This window comes from Variovorax sp. Root318D1 (assembly GCF_001424835.1).
In the GTDB taxonomy this organism is placed as follows: Bacteria; Pseudomonadota; Gammaproteobacteria; order Burkholderiales; family Burkholderiaceae_C; genus Variovorax.
Map to the genome: position 1 here is coordinate 288,125 of NZ_LMCQ01000023.1, position 16,792 is coordinate 304,916.

20 protein-coding genes are annotated in these 16,792 nt (G+C 65.3%); 19 read left to right on the forward strand and 1 reads right to left on the reverse strand.

Going from position 1 to position 16,792, the window contains the following annotated elements:
- From ASC78_RS22235 to ASC78_RS22290, 14 genes are all read left to right on the forward strand, one after another.
- Entirely contained in the window at positions 1–1,029 is a 1,029-nt protein-coding gene (locus ASC78_RS22235) for a sulfate ABC transporter substrate-binding protein (RefSeq protein WP_055806368.1), read from the forward strand.
- Between the two features lie 120 nt (positions 1,030–1,149).
- Entirely contained in the window at positions 1,150–1,734 is a 585-nt protein-coding gene (gene ssuE, locus ASC78_RS22240; RefSeq protein ID WP_055806371.1) for an NADPH-dependent FMN reductase, read from the forward strand.
- A 105-nt stretch (positions 1,735–1,839) separates the two neighbouring features.
- Positions 1,840–1,974 carry a hypothetical protein gene (locus ASC78_RS28250; RefSeq protein ID WP_268810396.1) on the forward strand — a complete coding sequence of 45 codons (135 nt, stop codon included), beginning with the start codon at positions 1,840–1,842 and terminating at the stop codon, positions 1,972–1,974.
- 14 nt (positions 1,975–1,988) lie between these two features.
- A complete protein-coding gene (locus tag ASC78_RS22245) occupies positions 1,989–2,945 on the forward strand; it encodes a sulfonate ABC transporter substrate-binding protein (RefSeq protein ID WP_055806374.1) in 957 nt (318 codons plus the stop codon).
- Positions 2,945–3,094, forward strand: coding sequence for a hypothetical protein (locus ASC78_RS27770; RefSeq protein WP_200934349.1), 150 nt, complete (start codon positions 2,945–2,947; stop codon positions 3,092–3,094). Before ASC78_RS22245 ends, ASC78_RS27770 begins: the two co-directional genes overlap by 1 nt.
- A 31-nt stretch (positions 3,095–3,125) precedes the next feature.
- Positions 3,126–4,295 (forward strand): FMNH2-dependent alkanesulfonate monooxygenase, encoded by a 1,170-nt coding sequence (gene ssuD / locus ASC78_RS22250; RefSeq protein WP_055806378.1) that lies wholly within the window; start codon positions 3,126–3,128, stop codon positions 4,293–4,295.
- An 8-nt stretch (positions 4,296–4,303) separates the two neighbouring features.
- Positions 4,304–5,152, forward strand: a complete 849-nt coding sequence (ssuC, locus tag ASC78_RS22255) for an aliphatic sulfonate ABC transporter permease SsuC (RefSeq protein ID WP_055806381.1) — start codon at positions 4,304–4,306, stop codon at positions 5,150–5,152.
- 11 nt (positions 5,153–5,163) lie between these two features.
- Entirely contained in the window at positions 5,164–6,141 is a 978-nt protein-coding gene (locus ASC78_RS22260; protein ID WP_055806385.1) for an aliphatic sulfonate ABC transporter substrate-binding protein, read from the forward strand.
- Positions 6,138–6,968: an ATP-binding cassette domain-containing protein gene (locus ASC78_RS22265; RefSeq protein ID WP_055806387.1), complete on the forward strand. Its 831-nt coding sequence runs from the start codon at positions 6,138–6,140 to the stop codon at positions 6,966–6,968. The genes ASC78_RS22260 and ASC78_RS22265 overlap by 4 nt, the downstream gene beginning before the upstream one ends.
- Positions 6,969–7,002: 34 nt before the next feature.
- The gene (locus tag ASC78_RS22270; RefSeq protein WP_055806390.1) at positions 7,003–8,292 is read left to right on the forward strand and encodes an O-acetylhomoserine aminocarboxypropyltransferase/cysteine synthase family protein; all 1,290 of its coding nucleotides are present in this window, start codon (positions 7,003–7,005) and stop codon (positions 8,290–8,292) included.
- 65 nt (positions 8,293–8,357) lie between these two features.
- Positions 8,358–8,573 carry a TOBE domain-containing protein gene (locus ASC78_RS22275; protein ID WP_007829250.1) on the forward strand — a complete coding sequence of 72 codons (216 nt, stop codon included), beginning with the start codon at positions 8,358–8,360 and terminating at the stop codon, positions 8,571–8,573.
- Between the two features lie 136 nt (positions 8,574–8,709).
- Entirely contained in the window at positions 8,710–9,624 is a 915-nt protein-coding gene (gene epsC, locus ASC78_RS22280; protein WP_055806391.1) for a serine O-acetyltransferase EpsC, read from the forward strand.
- A 72-nt stretch (positions 9,625–9,696) separates the two neighbouring features.
- Entirely contained in the window at positions 9,697–11,058 is a 1,362-nt protein-coding gene (locus ASC78_RS22285; protein WP_055806394.1) for an NAD(P)/FAD-dependent oxidoreductase, read from the forward strand.
- A 138-nt stretch (positions 11,059–11,196) separates the two neighbouring features.
- Positions 11,197–11,754, forward strand: coding sequence for an NADPH-dependent FMN reductase (locus ASC78_RS22290; protein WP_055806397.1), 558 nt, complete (start codon positions 11,197–11,199; stop codon positions 11,752–11,754).
- Between the two features lie 76 nt (positions 11,755–11,830).
- Here the strand turns inward: ASC78_RS22290 and ASC78_RS22295 are convergent, their stop codons facing one another.
- The gene (locus tag ASC78_RS22295) at positions 11,831–12,478 is read right to left on the reverse strand and encodes an FMN-dependent NADH-azoreductase (protein WP_055806401.1); all 648 of its coding nucleotides are present in this window, start codon (positions 12,476–12,478) and stop codon (positions 11,831–11,833) included.
- Positions 12,479–12,610: 132 nt separating this feature from the next.
- On the opposite strand from ASC78_RS22295, the gene ASC78_RS22300 reads away from it, so the two are divergent.
- The 5 genes from ASC78_RS22300 (at position 12,611) to cysT (ending at position 16,792) form a co-directional block, all read left to right on the forward strand.
- Positions 12,611–13,525 carry a LysR family transcriptional regulator gene (locus ASC78_RS22300; protein ID WP_055806403.1) on the forward strand — a complete coding sequence of 305 codons (915 nt, stop codon included), beginning with the start codon at positions 12,611–12,613 and terminating at the stop codon, positions 13,523–13,525.
- Positions 13,526–13,653: 128 nt separating this feature from the next.
- Positions 13,654–14,295, forward strand: coding sequence for a peroxiredoxin (locus ASC78_RS22305; protein WP_055806406.1), 642 nt, complete (start codon positions 13,654–13,656; stop codon positions 14,293–14,295).
- 20 nt (positions 14,296–14,315) lie between these two features.
- Positions 14,316–14,891: an RBBP9/YdeN family alpha/beta hydrolase gene (locus tag ASC78_RS22310; RefSeq protein ID WP_055806409.1), complete on the forward strand. Its 576-nt coding sequence runs from the start codon at positions 14,316–14,318 to the stop codon at positions 14,889–14,891.
- Positions 14,888–15,904, forward strand: coding sequence for a sulfate ABC transporter substrate-binding protein (locus tag ASC78_RS22315; RefSeq protein ID WP_055806412.1), 1,017 nt, complete (start codon positions 14,888–14,890; stop codon positions 15,902–15,904). The genes ASC78_RS22310 and ASC78_RS22315 overlap by 4 nt, the downstream gene beginning before the upstream one ends.
- Entirely contained in the window at positions 15,905–16,792 is an 888-nt protein-coding gene (cysT, locus tag ASC78_RS22320) for a sulfate ABC transporter permease subunit CysT (RefSeq protein ID WP_055806415.1), read from the forward strand.

Here is a 16,792-nt window from a genome sequence, read left to right on the forward strand (position 1 = left end):
ATGAGCCTTCGCCGCGACTTTATCAAGCTTTCCCTGGGGGCCGGCGTGGCCGGTGCCATGGCCCTGACGGCATTGCCGTCGTTTGCGCAGGGCGGCGCCCCCGTGACGCTGCTCAACGTGTCTTACGACCCGACGCGGGAGCTCTACGTCGACTACAACCGCGCGTTCGCCAAATACTGGAAGGCCAAGACCGGCCAGGACGTGAGCATCAAGCAGTCGCACGGCGGTTCGGGCAAGCAGGCCCGGTCGATCATCGACGGCATCGATGCCGACGTGGCCACGCTGGCGCTGGGCGGCGACATCGACGCGCTGGTCAAGCACGGCGGCGTGGTCAAGGCCGATTGGCAGAAGCGCCTGCCGCAGAACTCTGCGCCGTACACCTCGACCATCGTGTTCCTGGTGAAAAAGGGCAACCCCAAGGGCCTGAAGGACTGGGACGACCTCATCAAGCCCGGCGTGCAGGTGATCACGCCCAACCCCAAGACCTCGGGTGGCGCCCGCTGGAACTACCTGGCCGCCTGGGAGTTCGCCAAGCGCAAGTACGGCAGCGACGCCAGGGCCAAGGAATACATCGGCAGCCTGTTCAAGAACGTGCCTGTGCTGGACACCGGCGCGCGCGGCGCCACCATCACCTTCGTGCAGCGCGGCGTGGGCGACGTGCTGCTGGCCTGGGAGAACGAAGCCTTCCTGGCCCTGAAGGAATTCGGCGCCGAGAAGTTCGAGATCGTGGTGCCGTCCATTTCCATCCTGGCCGAGCCCACGGTGGCGGTGGTCGACAAGGTGGTCGACAAGAAGGGCACCCGTGCCGTGGCCGAGGAATACCTCAAGTACCTGTATTCCGATGAAGGCCAGGACATTGCGGGCCGCAACTTCTACCGCCCGACATCGGAAAAGGCCAAGGCCAAGTACGACAAGCAGTTTCCCAAGCTGACGCTGGTGACCATCGACCAGGCTTTCGGTGGCTGGGCGAAGGCCGACAAAGCGCACTTCGCGGACGGCGGCTCGTTCGACCAGATCTACACGAAGTAGCGCGGCCAAAGCTTCGCGCACTTTCGAGGTTGCTGTGTCCAGCCCCTGCCGGGGCGGGCAGGCCGCCGCTCGCGTCGAAGCTTCTCGCGTTATCACCACCAACAACAACGAAAGCCATCTGTGTCCGTTCTCTTGATTGCCGGCAGCCCTTCGGCACCCTCGCGATCCACTGCCTTGCTCGAGGCCGTGGCCGAGCGCCTGGCAGGCCGCAATGCGCAGATCGAGCGGCTCGCGATCCGCGATCTGCCGGCAGAGGCGCTGCTCTTGGCCGACTGGAACCATCCGTCGATCGAACGCGCCATTGCGCAGGTGGCGCATGCACGCGTCGTCGTGGTGGCCACGCCGGTCTACAAGGCGGCTTACAGCGGGGTGCTGAAGGTTTTTCTCGACCTGCTGGCGCAGAACGCGCTGAAGGGCAAGACGGTGCTGCCGCTGGCCACCGGCGGCAGCCCGCACCACATGCTCGCGCTCGACTACGCGTTGCGGCCGGTGCTGCATGCGCTCTCGGCGCGCCACATCCTGCCGGGCGTCTACGCGACCGATTCGCAGATCACGCTGACGCCCGAGAACGCCTACCAGGTGCATGCCGACCTGGCCGAGCGACTTAACGAGGCCGTCGAGGTGCTCGCGACCGAAGGGCTGAAGCTGCCCGCGACGCACGGCTTCGAGCCAGTCCCATTTTCCCGGGTGCGATGTAGCGTCTAGCGGGTCTTCACCGAACCTGCGTTCGGTCAGCCTATTTTCCGTCCCCCTTTTTTTGAAGTCGCCCGTGCGCGGCAAGGGGACAGCTTTGCCCAAAGGAATCCACACATGAACCCCGTAGCCACCGAAGACTCCGCGCTCGACACGCCGCCTCGCTCCATCTGGCGCGCGCTGCGAGACCTTGCCATCAGCACGATCGTGGTGACCGCCATTGCGCTCATCGTCGGCTTTATCTCGGCCTGAAAGGACACACCTTCATGACTTCGATTTCCATTCCGCGCCGCCGCCTGTTGCAGGGCACTGCCGCCGCGCTGGCGCTGCCTTCGTTCGCGGCGCTGGCCCAGGCGCAGGGGCGCCAGCTGCGCATCGGCCACCAGAAGGGGGCACTCAGCATTCTCAAGGGCCGCGGCACGCTCGAGAAGCGCTTGGCGCCACTCGGCGTGTCGGTGAAGTGGACCGAGTTCACGGCCGGCCCGGTGCAGCTCGAAGCGCTGAACGTCGGCTCGATCGACTTCGGCGACGTGGGCGAAGCGCCGCCCATCTTTGCGCAGGCCGCAGGGGCGCCGCTGGCTTACGTGGCAACCACGCTGCCGCGGCCACAGTCGGAAGCCGTGCTGGTGCCCAAGGGCTCCGCCATCAGGACCGTGGCCGACCTGAAGGGAAAGAAGATCGCCCTCAACAAGGGCTCGAACGTCCATTACTTCATCGTCAAGCTGGCCGAGAAGCACGGTCTCGCATACAGCGACCTGAACCTCGTCTACCTGCCGCCGGCCGATGCGCGTGCCGCTTTCGAGAAGGGCTCGGTCGACGCATGGGTGATCTGGGATCCGTTCCTTGCCGCCGCCGAGAAGTTGCTGGAGGCCCGCATCCTGGCCGATGCGACCGGCGTGGTGGGCAACCGCGGCTATTACTTCTCGTCGCTCGGCTACGTGGCCAAGAACGCCGACGTGCTGGCCATTGCGATCGAGGAAATCAACAAGGTCGACGTCTGGGGCACTGCCCACAAGAACGAGCTGGCCGCCGAGTTTGCCGCGCTGTGGGGCCTGCCCCAGCCGGTGGCCGAATTGACCGTGGCGCGCGCGGCCTATGGCACCAGCCCCATCAGCAAGGCCGTGCTCGCCGAGCAGCAAAAGATCGCCGACACCTTTTTCGAACTGAAGCTGATCCCCCGAAAGATCAGCGTGCTCGAGGCCGCCGCTGCGGGGACTGCGTGATGCCGCCGCTGCAAGACCGCGCCGCACGCGTGGTTGCCACGACCACGCGCGCCTGGGGCATTTCCGGACAGCAACGGCGCACGCGTGCCGGCTTTCCCCGCCTGCGCTTTGCGCTGCCCCGCGTGCGCGGATTTTTCTTCGCTATCTGAAGGGCGTAGGCCCGAACCGACGGAAGACGACATGCAGATATTTTGGTTTCTCCCCACCCACGGCGACAGCCGCTACCTCGGCACGAGCGAGGGCGCGCGGCCCGTCGACCTGGCCTACCTGCAGCAGATCGCAGGCGCGGCTGACAACCTCGGCTACGAAGGCGTGCTCATTCCCACCGGCCGCTCCTGCGAAGACCCGTGGGTGATCGCCTCGAGCCTGATTGGCGCAACCAAGAAGCTCAAGTTCCTGGTTGCAGTGCGGCCGGGGCTGCACCAGCCCAGCCTGGCTGCGCGCATGGCCGCTACCTTCGACAGGCTCTCTGGCGGCCGACTGCTGGTGAATCTGGTGACAGGCGGCGACCAGGCCGAGCTCGAAGGCGACGGCGTGTACCTGGACCATGCGGCGCGCTACGAGCAGTCGGCCGAGTTCATTCGCATCTGGCGCGAGATTCTTGCGCGCAGCCATGAGGGCCTGGGCTTCGATTACGAAGGCCGCCACCTGAGCGTCAAGGGCGCCAAGCTGCTCTATCCGCCGGTGCAGGCTCCTTATCCGCCGGTGTGGTTCGGCGGCTCGTCGGCCGCCGCGCACGAGCTCGCGGCCGAGCAGGTCGATGCCTACCTCACTTGGGGAGAGCCGCCTGCCGAGGTGGCCCGGAAGATCGCCGACGTGCGCAACCGCGCGGCGCGCAAAGGCCGCAAGGTCGAGTTCGGCATTCGGCTGCACGTGATTGTTCGCGAGACCGAAGACGCTGCCTGGAAGGCCGCCGAAGAACTGATCAGCCGCGTCGATGACGACACCGTCATCCGCGCCCAGGCCGCCTTTGCGCGCATGGACTCCGAAGGACAGCGCCGCATGGCCGCGCTGCATGCGGGCGGGGCCAAGCGCTCGCGTGTCGACCTGGAGATTTCGCCCAACCTGTGGGCCGGCGTGGGCCTTGTGCGCGGCGGCGCAGGCACCGCGCTGGTGGGCGACCCCAAGACCGTGGCGGCGCGCATCGAGGAATACGCGGCGCTCGGCCTCGACAAATTCATTCTCTCGGGCTACCCGCATCTCGAAGAGGCCTACCGATTCGCCGAGCTGGTGTTTCCGCTGCTCTCGCGCAAGGCGCAGACACGGCTCGCAGGCGGCTCGCTCAGCGGACCGTTCGGCGAAGTGGTCGCCAATCTCGATGCGCCTTCGCGCCTCGTTTCCCAAAGCTGAGGACTCACATGACGGAACAAGTGCAAGAACTGCCGGCGGTCGCGCCTTCAGAACAAAACGCCGGCCGGGCGCTCCAGGCCTTCGGCGCCAACGTGGCGGGCCGGCTGGTGCCGTGGCTCGTGCCGGTGGGGCTGATCGTCTTCTGGCAGATCGCCTCATCGCTGGGCTGGCTCTCCACGCGGGTGCTGCCGGCGCCGGTCGACGTGGTCAAGGCGGCTTGGGGGCTAGCGCTGTCGGGCGAGCTCTGGACGCACGTCAAGGTGAGCGCGGGCCGTGCGCTCGCGGGCCTCGCCATCGGCGGCGGAACGGGGCTGGTGCTGGGCCTTTTGACAGGGTCGGTGAAGTTCTTCGAGACGCTGCTCGACTCGACCATCCAGATGGTGCGCAACATTCCCGCGCTGGCGCTCATCCCGCTCGTCATCCTGTGGTTCGGCATCGACGAGTCGGCCAAGCTGTTTCTGATCTCGGTGTCGGTGTTCTTTCCGATCTACCTCAACACCTTTCACGGCATCCGCAACGTCGATCCGCAGCTGATCGAGATGGGCCGCACCTATGGCCTCTCGCGCTGGCAGCTGTACCGCGAGGTGATCCTGCCGGGCGCGCTGTCGTCCATCCTGGTGGGCCTGCGCTTCTCGCTCGGGCTGATGTGGGTGATCCTGATCGTGGCCGAAACCATCTCGGCGCAGGCCGGCATCGGCTACCTCACGATGAACGCCCGCGAGTTCCTGCAGACCGACATCGTGCTGGTGGGCATCCTGTTGTATGCGCTGCTCGGCAAGCTGGCCGACCTGTTTGCGCGCGGGCTGGAGCAGTGGTGGCTGCGTTGGCATCCGGGCTACCAGAAGAAGCCGAAGTGAGGGCAGGGCGCATGACTACCTCTTTGATCACACGCCGCACGGCCATCGGAACCTTGGGTGCATTGGGTGCCGGAGCGGTGCTGGCACAAGGCGCGACGGCGCGGCCCGCTACCGTGCGGCTCGGCTACCAGAAGTCCTCGACGCTGATCGCGGTGCTCAAGGTGCAGGGCACGCTCGAGAAGCAGCTGGCCCCGCTCAACACCACGCTGAGCTGGCATGAGTTCACCAGCGGGCTGCCGCTGCTGGAGGCGCTGAACCTCGACAACCTGGACATCAGCGCCGACGTGGCCGACACCGTGCCGGTATTCGCACAGGCCGCCGGGGCCGACCTGACCTTTGTCGCACAGGAAGCGCCTTCCCCCGCCGCGCAAGCCATCCTCGTGCGCGAAGACTCACCGCTCAAGTCGGTTGCCGACCTGAAGGGAAAGAAGGTCGGTTTCGCCAAGGCGGCCGGCGCGCACTACCTGCTGATTGCCGCGCTGGAGAAATCCGGCTTGTCCTTCAAGGACATCGAGCCTGCCTACCTGACACCGGCCGACGGCCGCGCCGCCTTCGAGCGCGGCGCCATCGACGCCTGGGTGGTGTGGGACCCGTTCCTTGCCGCGGCGCAACGCCAGGCGAAGGTGCGCGTGCTGGCCGACGGCACGGGCATTGCCTCGTACCAGCGCTACTACCTTGCCGGCACCCGGTTCGCGAAAGCACGGCCGGACGTGCTGCGCGTGGTGTACGGCGAACTCGAGAAAACCGGCAGATGGGTCAAGCAGAACCCCAAGGAAGCGGCTGCGTTGCTGTCGCCAGTGTGGGGACTGGACGCCGCGACGATCGAACAGGCCAATGCGCGCCGCAGCTATGCGGTACGCCCGGTTCTCGCCGAAGCACTCGCCGAACAACAGCGCATCGCCGATGCCTTCTTCGCGGAAAAACTGTTGCCCAGAAAGATCAACGCGCTCGACGTGGCGCTTTTCCAACCGAGCCTTAAATCATCATGAGTGCCGTTCTGAAAGACATCCAGCAACCCGCGATTGCCGGCGGCGTTCGCCTCGAAGCCCGCGGGCTGCACAAGCGCTATGGCGAGCGCGAGGTGCTGCGCAACACGCAGCTCGGCATCGAGCCGGGGCAGTTCATTGCCATCGTCGGGCGCAGCGGCTGCGGCAAGAGCACGCTGCTGCGGCTCATCGCCGGACTCGAGAAGGCCACCTCCGGCGGCCTCTACACCGACGGCAAGGCGATCGACGGCCTGCATGACGACACCCGGATCATGTTCCAGGAAGCGCGCCTCTTGCCCTGGCGCCGCGTGCTCGACAACGTGACGCTCGGTTTGCCCGGCGACGCCAAGGCGCGCGGCAAGGAAGTGCTCGCGCAGGTGGGCTTGGCCGACCGCGAGAACGAATGGCCGGCGCGCCTGTCGGGCGGGCAGCGCCAGCGGGTGTCGCTCGCACGGGCATTGGTGCATCACCCGCGCCTGCTGCTGCTCGACGAGCCGCTGGGCGCACTCGACGCGCTGACCCGCATCGAGATGCATCGGCTCATCGAAAACCTCTGGCTGCGCCACCGCTTCACCGCGCTGCTGGTGACGCACGACGTGCAGGAAGCCGTGGCGCTGGCCGACCGCGTGATCCTGATCGAGGACGGCCGCATTGCGCTCGACGAAAACATCGCGCTCGCCAGGCCTCGCTCGCAGGGCGATCCGGCCTTTGCGGCCATCGAGAAACGCATTCTCGACCGCGTGCTGCAGAAGGCCGGAGAGGCAGAGCCCGCCGAGACGGATGCAAGCTGGCTGCAACCGTCCGCGCATACGCTGCGCTGGGCGATCTGAACGCGTTCATCCACAAAAACGGAAAGGCAGTTGCATGTCGCAGAACTGGAAATTCGAAACCTTGTCGGTACACGCCGGCTACTCGCCCGAACCGACCACGCGCGCCGTGGCGCCGCCCATCTATCAAACGGTGGCCTATGCCTTCGACAGCGCCCAGCACGGCGCCGACCTGTTCGACCTGAAGGTGCCGGGCAACATCTACACCCGGATCAACAACCCGACGCAGGACGTGCTCGAGCAGCGCGTGGCCGCGCTCGAGGGCGGCATTGCGGCGCTGGCGCTGGCCTCGGGCCAGGCGGCCGTGACCTATGCGATCCAGACCATTGCAGAGGCAGGCGACAACATCGTCAGCAGCACCGCGCTGTATGGCGGCACCTACAACCTGTTTGCGCACACGCTGCCGCAGTTCGGCATTACCACGCGCTTTGCGGACCATCGCGATCCCGGGAGCTTCGAGAAGCTCTTCGACGAGAAGACCAAGGCGGTGTTCGTCGAATCGCTTGGCAACCCGGCCGGCAACGTGACCGATATCGCGGCCATCGCCGAGATTGCGCACCGCCACGGCGTGCCGCTGATCGTGGACAACACCGTGCCTTCGCCCTACCTGAGCCGGCCCATCGAGCATGGCGCCGACATCGTGGTGCACTCGCTCACCAAGTACCTGGGCGGCCATGGCACCAGCATTGGCGGCGCCATCGTCGATTCGGGCAAGTTTCCGTGGGCCGAGCACAAAGAGCGCTTCAGGCGCCTGAACGAACCCGACGTGAGCTACCACGGGGTGGTCTACACGGAGGCTCTGGGCCCGGCCGCCTACATCGGCCGTGCGCGCGTGGTGCCGCTGCGCAACACGGGTGCGGCCATCTCGCCGTTCAACGCCTTCCTGATCCTGCAGGGCATCGAGACGCTGGCGCTGCGCATGGACCGCATCAGCAGCAATGCGCTGTCGGTGGCACAGCACCTGAAGACGCACAAGGCCGTGAACTGGGTCAACTATGCGGCGCTCGAAGACCATCCCGACCATGCGCTTGCGAAGAAGTACTTCGGCGGCAAGTCCAGCGGCGTGCTGACTTTCGGCATCGGGAGCGGCCGCGAAGGCGGGGCGAAGTTCCTCGACGCGCTGAAGCTCTTCACGCGGCTCGTGAACATTGGCGACGTGCGGTCGCTGGCCACGCACCCGGCCTCGACCACGCACCGGCAGCTCTCGCCGGAAGAGCTGGCACGGGCCGGTGTCACGGAAGACACCGTGCGCCTGTCGGTCGGCATCGAGCACATCGACGACCTGATTGCCGATCTCGACCAGGCGCTGGCCGCGGCGGCCGGGTGACCTGCGCCGCTTCCATTTCCCTTCACTTCCATTCGAACCATCCTTCAACCCGAAAGAGAAACATCATGTCCATTCAAGCCATCAACGTCCGCAACCAGTTCAAGGGCAAGGTCCGCGAGATCATCCGCGGCGACGTCGTCTCCGAAGTCGATGTCGAAACCGCCTGGGGCATCGTGACCTCGGTCATCACCACCCGTTCGGTCGACGAACTGCAGCTCAAGGTGGGCTCCGATGTGGTCGCGCTCGTCAAGTCGACGGAGGTTTCGATCGCGAAGCTCTGACGGACCCTCTGCCTCGCGAACAACCCGGCACCGTCGTGGTGCCGGGTTTTTTTCGATTTCGCAGTCGGGTTTTCCGTTCTTGGCACATGGCTCGCGGGCTTCTACAGTGTCGGTAGCAACGCCCGGAGAGAACACCATGGTCAACTTTGAAGTGAACGACATCGTCCGCGCACTGCATGACGCGCGCAACGAGTGGCGCGATTCGCAGCGCCGTTCGCGCGAGCCCGGCGCACGCGAATTTCCTTCGCGCGATGCGCTTGCGCAGATCGTGGAACTGCTCAAGGGTGCGCTTTTTCCGATGCGACTGGGACCGCCCGAGCTGCACCACGAGAGCGAAGACTTCTACGTCGGGCATACCCTGAACACCGCCTTGGAGTCCCTGGTGGTGCAGGCGCGGCTGGAGCTGAACTTCAATGCGCGGCACCAGCCGCGTTCTCCGAGCGAGATCGACCAAGCGGCGACTGAGGCGGTTCGCGAGTTCGCAAATGCGTTGCCGGGCCTGCGCCGCCTGCTGGACAGCGACGTGCTTGCGGCCTACCAAGGGGATCCGGCCGCGCGCAGCGTCGACGAGGTGCTGCTGTGCTACCCCGGCGTGCTCGCGATGATCCACCACCGCTTTGCCCACCGGCTCTACGAGCTCGGCCTGCCGCTCTTGGCGCGCATCGTGGCCGAGCTGGCGCATGGGCAGACCGGCATCGACATCCATCCTGGCGCGCAGATCGACGCGGGCTTTTTCATGGATCACGGCACGGGCGTGGTGATTGGCGAAACCGCGGTCATCGGCAAGCGCGTGCGCCTGTACCAGGCCGTGACGCTGGGCGCCAAGCGCTTTCCCACCGATGCCGAGGGCAATCTGCAGAAGGGTCTGCCGCGGCATCCGGTGGTGGAGGACGACGTGGTGATCTACGCAGGCGCCACCATCCTCGGGCGCGTGACGCTGGGGAAGGGCGCGGTCATCGGCGGCAACGTGTGGATCACCGAGGACGTGAAGCCGGGCGCCAGCGTGACGCAAGCCAGCCTGCAGAACGCACCGAAGGGCCACGCGCCATAAGGGGAGCCAAAGGCCGGGGCATCGTCGGCCACGCTATGCTTCACCATTGTTAACAATGTTGCTTGCATCCGCATGTCCTTGCCTCAAGCCACTTCCTCCGCTTCTTCCATGCCCGCCGACGAGTCCTGCGATGTGCTCGTGATCGGCGGCGGCCCTGCGGGTGCCACGATTTCGGCGCTGCTCGCGCAGCAGGGCCGCAAGGTGGTGCTGCTCGAAAAAGCGCACCACCCGCGTTTTCACATCGGCGAATCGCTGCTGCCGGCCAACGTGGAGCTTTTCGACAAGCTGGGCGTGCGCGACCAGGTCGAGAAGATCGGCATGCCCAAGTTCGGCATCGAGTTCGTCTCGCCGGAGCATGAGCACCGCAGCTACGTGGACTTTGCCGAGGGCTGGGACAAGTCGCTCGACTCCGCCTGGCAGGTACGCCGCTCGGAGCTCGACGAGCTGCTGTTCCGCAACGCCGCCACGCGCGGCGCGCAGACGATCGAGGGCTGCAAGGTGCGCGACGTGGCCTTCGATGCCGACGGTGCCACGGTGCAGGGCGAGATGGACGACGGCGCCAAGCGCAACTGGCGCGCCCGCTTCGTGGTGGATGCCACGGGGCGCGACACGCTGCTGGCCAACAAATTCCGCTGCAAGGAAAAGAACCCCGACCACAACAGCACCGCGCTGTTCGGCCACTTCACCAACGCCGAGCGGCTCGAAGGCAAGAAGGAGGGCAACATCAGCATCTGCTGGTTCCCGCACGGGTGGTTCTGGTTCATTCCGCTGGCCGACGGCACCACCAGCGTGGGCGCAGTCTGCTGGCCCTATTACCTGAAGACGCGCGACAAACCGCTCAAAGACTTTTTCTACGACACCATCGCGCTGTGCCCGGTGCTGGTGGAGAGGCTCAGGAACGCCACGCTGGTCGACGACGCCGTGCACGCCACGGGCAACTTCTCGTATTCAAGCACCCATGCGACGGGCGACCGCTACCTGATGCTGGGCGACGCGTTCACCTTCATCGACCCGATGTTCTCGTCGGGCGTGTACCTTGCCATGCACAGCGCCTTCGACGGCGCCCAGCTGGTGGCCACGGCGCTGGACAAGCCGGCCGAATTGGCGTCCGTGCGGGAGAACTTCGAAGCCATGATGCGCAAGGGACCGCGAGAATATTCGTGGTTCATTTACCGCGTGACCAACCCGACGATCCGCGACATGTTCATGCACCCAGGCAATCCGTTCCGCGTGAAGGAAGCCTTGATGTCGCTGCTCGCGGGCGACATCTACCGCGGCACGCCGATGTGGCGCGCGCTCGGCATGTTCAAGTTTCTTTACTACTTCATCTCGATCACCCACATGCGCCGCACGTGGGAGGGGTGGAAGCGGCACCGCTTCAACATCCGCGACATGGGTGCATTGAAGGGCGAGACGATCCTCAAGTCAGAGTAGGGCGGCTCACGTCCTACGCCACCCAAGCTGAGCGCGATGCGCGCAGCGTTGCCACCACGACATCGGCCGCAATGGCGGCGGCGCGGATTCCCCGGTCGCCACCCCGTCGTTCACTTAATCACTCAAGGAGCTTCATTCATGAGCCAGACCCGAATTGCCGTGATCGTTGGCAGCCTTCGCAAGGATTCATACAACCAGAAGCTGGCCCTCGCGCTGGCACACCTGGCGCCTTCGGACTTCACATTCGAACATCTGCGCATCGACGATCTGCCGCTGTACAAGCAGGACGACGACGGCAACCAGGCATCCTCGGTGAAACGGCTCAAGACCGAAATTGCCGCGGCCCAGGGTTTGTTGTTCGTCACGCCCGAATACAACCGCTCGATTCCCGGCCTGATGAAGAACGCCATCGACCACGCTTCGCGCCCCTACGGACAAAGCGCCTGGGCAGGCAAACCCGCGGCGGTCGTGGGCATTTCGGTGGGCGCCACCGGCACCGCGATGGCGCAGCAGCATCTGCGCAATGTGCTGTCCTACCTGGACGTTCCCACGATGGGTTCGCCTGAAATTTTCCTGCAATTCAAGGAAGGCTTTTTCGACGATCGCGGCCACATCGGCAACGAAGGCACGAAGAAGTTTTTGCAAGGATGGATGGACAAGTACGTCGCGTGGATCAAACGCCATTCGGCGGCCTGACGGAACCTGCCATCGGCACTGCCTGACGTGAAAAAGCCGCCCCGAGGGCGGCTTTCATTCGCGCGAAAACCCAGCCTCAGGCAGCCTGGGCCACGTCCCTCTGGTTGGCGGCTTCGGCCGTTGCCACCAGGATCTCGGCACGCGCCCCGGCCACCGCGGCGGCCTTGGGTGCGTCACCCATGGCGAGGCCTTCGGCGCGCACGAAGCGCACGTCGGTGATGCCGAAGAAGCCGAACACCACCTTCAGGTAGCTCTCCTGGTGTTCCGCGGCCTGGCCACCTTCGGTGGTCGAGTAGATGCCGCCGCGCGTGGATGCCACGATCACGGTCTTGCCGCCGGCGAGGCCGACAGGGCCCTTCTCGGTGTACTTGAATGTGCGTCCGACTTGCGCGAGGCGGTCAATCCAGGCCTTGAGCTGGGTCGGCACCGAAAAGTTGTACAGCGGTGCGCCCACGACGATGACATCGGAGGCGAGGAACTGGCTCACGAGCTTTTCGGAGAGGGCGTTTTCGCGCTGCTGGGCTTCGGTCGGCTCCGCCTGCGCGCCGGTTTTGATGCCGAGGGCATCAGGGCCGAAGTGCGACGGGGCGTCGGTCGCGAGGTCGAGGTACTCGACGGCGGTATCGGGATGTGCGGCTTTCCAGGCCGCCACGATCTCTGCCGTCAGGAGGCGCGAGGTTGAATGGGCATTCAGGATGCTGGAGTCGATGTGGAGCAGCTTCATGGTCAATCACTTTCGTTTGATGGGTCGGCGCTCAAAAGTGGCCGGCGATGTGAGAATTCTATTTTTGATGCGAGTGATTGATAAGTAGGCAAAATATCGCTTCATCGTTCCATTTGCAGGACAATAGGCGCCATGCAAGACCTGAACGACATGGTTTTCTTCGCCGAAGTGGCAGAGCGTGGCGGTTTTGCCGCTGCCAGCCGTGCGCTCGGAATTCCCAAATCACGCCTCTCTCGGCGCGTGGCGGATCTGGAGGAGCGGCTCGGCGTGCAGCTGATGCAGCGCAGCACGCGGCGCCTGTCGCTCACGCCCGCCGGCGAGATCTACCTGCGCCATTCGGCCGCCATGCGCGATGCGGCACAGGCGGCGGCCGAAGCGGTCGCACAAGTGCAGACGGAGCCCAGCGGCACCGTGCGGCTGAGCTGCCCCATTTCAATTGCGCACAGCGGACTGGGCCGGCTGCTGCCCCAGTTCATGGAGCGCTACCCCGCCGTTCGTGTCGACCTTCGGGTCATGAACAGGCCGGTCGACCTCATCGAAGAGGGAATCGACATCGCCCTGCGCGTGCGTCCGACCATCGAGGACAGCACAACGCTGGTTGCCAAGGTTCTGGGGACGAGCCGCGCCGTGCTGGTGATGAGGCCGGACTTGCTCGCGCGCCAGGGGCCGGTCGACACGCCCGCCGACCTTGCGCGGCTGCAGACGGCCGCCATGTCGGCCAACAACGAGGGGCGCAGCGAGTGGCGGCTCGAAGGTCCCAACGGCGAGATCCACGTGCACGTGCACGCGCCGCGCTACGTGGCGGACGATCTGGCGACGCTGCAGCTGGCCGCGCTCGAGGGCGCGGGCGCAACCCTGCTTCCCGGCTACATGTGCCGCCAGGACGTGGAAGCCGGCCGGCTCGCAAGGGTGCTGCCCGACTGGGGGCCGGCGCCGGTCATTGCCCACATGGTTTTTCCGGCGCGGCGGGCCTTGGTTCCGGCGGTGCGGCGTTTGATCGATTTCCTGGCCGAGCACCTGCACGGAAGCGAATCGGGCATGTATTAGCTTCGGCCAAATAATGCGGGGCGGCAGTCCTTATGCGAAAAACGCCATAACCAAACAAGTAGATATTCGTTTGGCATTGAAGCAGCCCTTCGCACAATCCCAGGTCCCATCCATTTCAAGGAGCGACCATGGCGACCCTGCGACTCGGCGACACAGCCCCCAATTTCACCCAGGATTCCAGCGAAGGCCCCCTTGATTTCTACCAGTGGGCCGGCGATTCGTGGGTCGTGTTCTTCTCGCACCCGGCCGATTTCACGCCCGTGTGCACAACCGAACTCGGCAAGACCGCGGCGCTGTCGGGCGAATTTGCCAAGCGCGGCGTGAAGCCCATCGCGCTGAGCGTCGATCCGGCCACCAAGCACAAGGAATGGATCGGCGACATCAACGAGACGCAGAACACCACCGTGAACTTCCCGATCATTGCGGACCACGACCGCAAGGTGGCCGACCTGTACGACCTGATCCACCCGAACGCCTCGGCCACGGCCACGGTGCGCAGCGTGTTCATCATCGATCCGAAGAAGGTGATCCGTACAACCATCACCTACCCGGCATCCACCGGCCGCAACTTCGACGAAATCCTGCGCGTGATCGATTCGCTGCAGCTCACTGACAGCCACAAGGTCGCCACGCCGGTGAACTGGAAGGACGGCGACGACGTGGTCATCATTCCGAGCATCCAGGACCCGGCCGAACTCGCCGAGCGCTTCCCCAAGGGCTTCAAGGCCGTGAAGCCGTATCTGCGCATCACGCCGCAGCCCAACAAGTAAGCGGGCAGGGCAGCGGCGCAATGCAGACTTCCGTGATCATCGTGCCCGGCTGGCGCGACTCCGGGCCCGGCCACTGGCAGAGCCTGTGGGAAGAGCGCATTCCGGGCGCGGCGCGGGTGGTGCAGGACGACTGGGCTTCGCCCAAGCGCGAGGCCTGGGTGCCCACACTGGCCCGGCTGGTGCTCGAGAGCCCCGGCCCGGTGGTGATTGCCGCCCACAGCCTGGGCTGCATTGCCACGGCCCACCTGCCGCCAGAGGCTGCCGCACGCATCCGCGGGGCCCTCCTGGTGGCGCCGGCCGACCCCGAGCGCCGCGCGGTGTTGTCCGACTTCGCACCCGTGCCGTATGCGGCCTTGCCCTACCGCAGCATCGTGGTGGCGAGCAGCAACGACCCGTATTGCCCGGTCCGCCTGGCCGGCGCATATTCCCGGGCCTGGGGCAGTGAGTTTGTCCGCATGCAGAATGCGGGCCATATCAACATCGATTCGGGGCATGGGGACTGGCCGCTAGGCTTGGCCTTGCTCCAGTCCTTGACCGACGAGCCCGCCGCCTGGCCGGCGGGCCGTGAATTTTCAGAAACCTTGGCAACCTCATGACTTCCAGACTCAAGACCTTCGTCGCCGTGCTCGCGTTGGCGTCTTCCGCATTCGCAGGCAGCAGCGCTTTCGCACAGAGCAGCACGCTGCTGAACGCCTCGTACGACGTGGCGCGCGAGTTCTACAAGGACTACAACGCAGCGTTCGTGGCCCATTACAAGAAGACCACCGGCAAGGACGTGAAGATCGATCAGTCGCATGGCGGCTCCAGCGCCCAGGCACGTGCCGTGGCCGACGGCCTCGATGCCGACGTGGTGACCATGAACACCTCGACCGACATCGACTTTCTGGCCAACACGGGCGTTGTCGCGAAGGACTGGAACAAGCAGCTCCCCGAGAACGCATCGCCGACCACCTCGACCATGTTGTTCCTGGTGCGCAACGGCAACCCCAAGGGCATCAAGGACTGGGAAGACCTGGTCAAGCCGGGCGTGCAGGTCGTGATCGTCAATCCCAAGACCGGTGGCAACGGGCGCTACGCCTACCTTGCGGCCTGGGGCTACGTGAAGAAGAAGGGCGGCACCGACGCGCAAGCGGCCGAATTCGTCGGCAAGCTGTTCAAGAACGTGCCGGTGCTGGCGCGCGGCGGCCGCGATGCGACCACCGCCTTCCTGCAACGCAACATCGGCGATGCGCTGATCACCTTCGAATCTGAAGTGGTGTCGATCGACCGCGAGTTTGGCTCGGGCAAGGTGGACTCCGTGTACCCGTCAATCAGCATCGTGGCCGAGAACCCCGTGGCCTTGGTCGAGCGTACGACCAAGAAGAAGGGCACGGGCGAACTTGCCAAGGCGTACCTCGACTGGCTCTATTCCGAAGAAGCGCAGGAAATCGCGGCCAAGCATGCGCTGCGTCCGCGCTCGCCGGCCGTGCTCAAAAAGCATGCCGCCACGTTCAAGCCGCTGCAACTGTTCACGGTGCAGGAGCTCTTCGGCAGCCTCGGCGATGCACAAAAGGTGCACTTCAACGACGGCGGCCAGTTCGACAAGCTCTACACGCCTGGCGGCAAGTAAATGAGCGGCGCTGTTTCTTCGGCGCTCCCGTCGGCGGGAGCGCCGCTTTCGCGTGTGAATCGAGCGGGGGGCGCCAGGCGGGTGCTGCCGGGCTTTCACATCACGCTCGGCTTTTCGATTTTCTATCTCTGCCTGATCGTGCTGATCCCTCTGTCGGCGCTGGTCTTCAAGACCTTCACGCTCAGCTGGGAGCAATTCTGGGTCGCCGTGACCTCGCCTCGCGTGATGGCCTCGTACCGGCTGACCTTCGGCGCCTCGCTGATCGCGGCGCTGGTGAATGCCGTATTCGGCCTGCTCGTGGCCTGGGTTCTGGTGCGCTACAAGTTTCCGGGCAAGCGCATCGTCGATGCCCTGGTCGACCTGCCGTTCGCGCTGCCCACGGCGGTGGCCGGCATCTCGCTGACCGCGCTGCTCGCGGGCAACGGCTGGATCGGCCAGCTGCTCGAGCCGCATGGCATCAAGCTGGCGTTCACGCCGGCCGGCATCGTGATTGCGCTGATCTTCATCGGGCTGCCCTTCGTGGTTCGCACGGTGCAGCCGGTGCTCGAGGACGCCGAAAAGGAGCTTGAAGAAGCCGCCACCTCGCTGGGTGCGACGCGCCTTCAGACCTTCACGAAGGTGATCTTCCCGTCGATCGCGCCGGCCTTGCTCACGGGTTTTGCGATGGCTTTCGCGCGGGCCATTGGCGAGTACGGCTCGGTGATCTTCATCGCCGGCAACATGCCGATGATTTCGGAGATCACGCCACTCATCATCATCGGCAAGCTGGAGCAATACGACTTTGCCGGCGCCACCGCAGTCGCGCTCGTGATGCTGGTGATTTCGTTCATCCTGTTGCTCGTCATCAACGGCCTGCAAGCCTGGCAGCGCCGCCGCGCGGGAGCATGA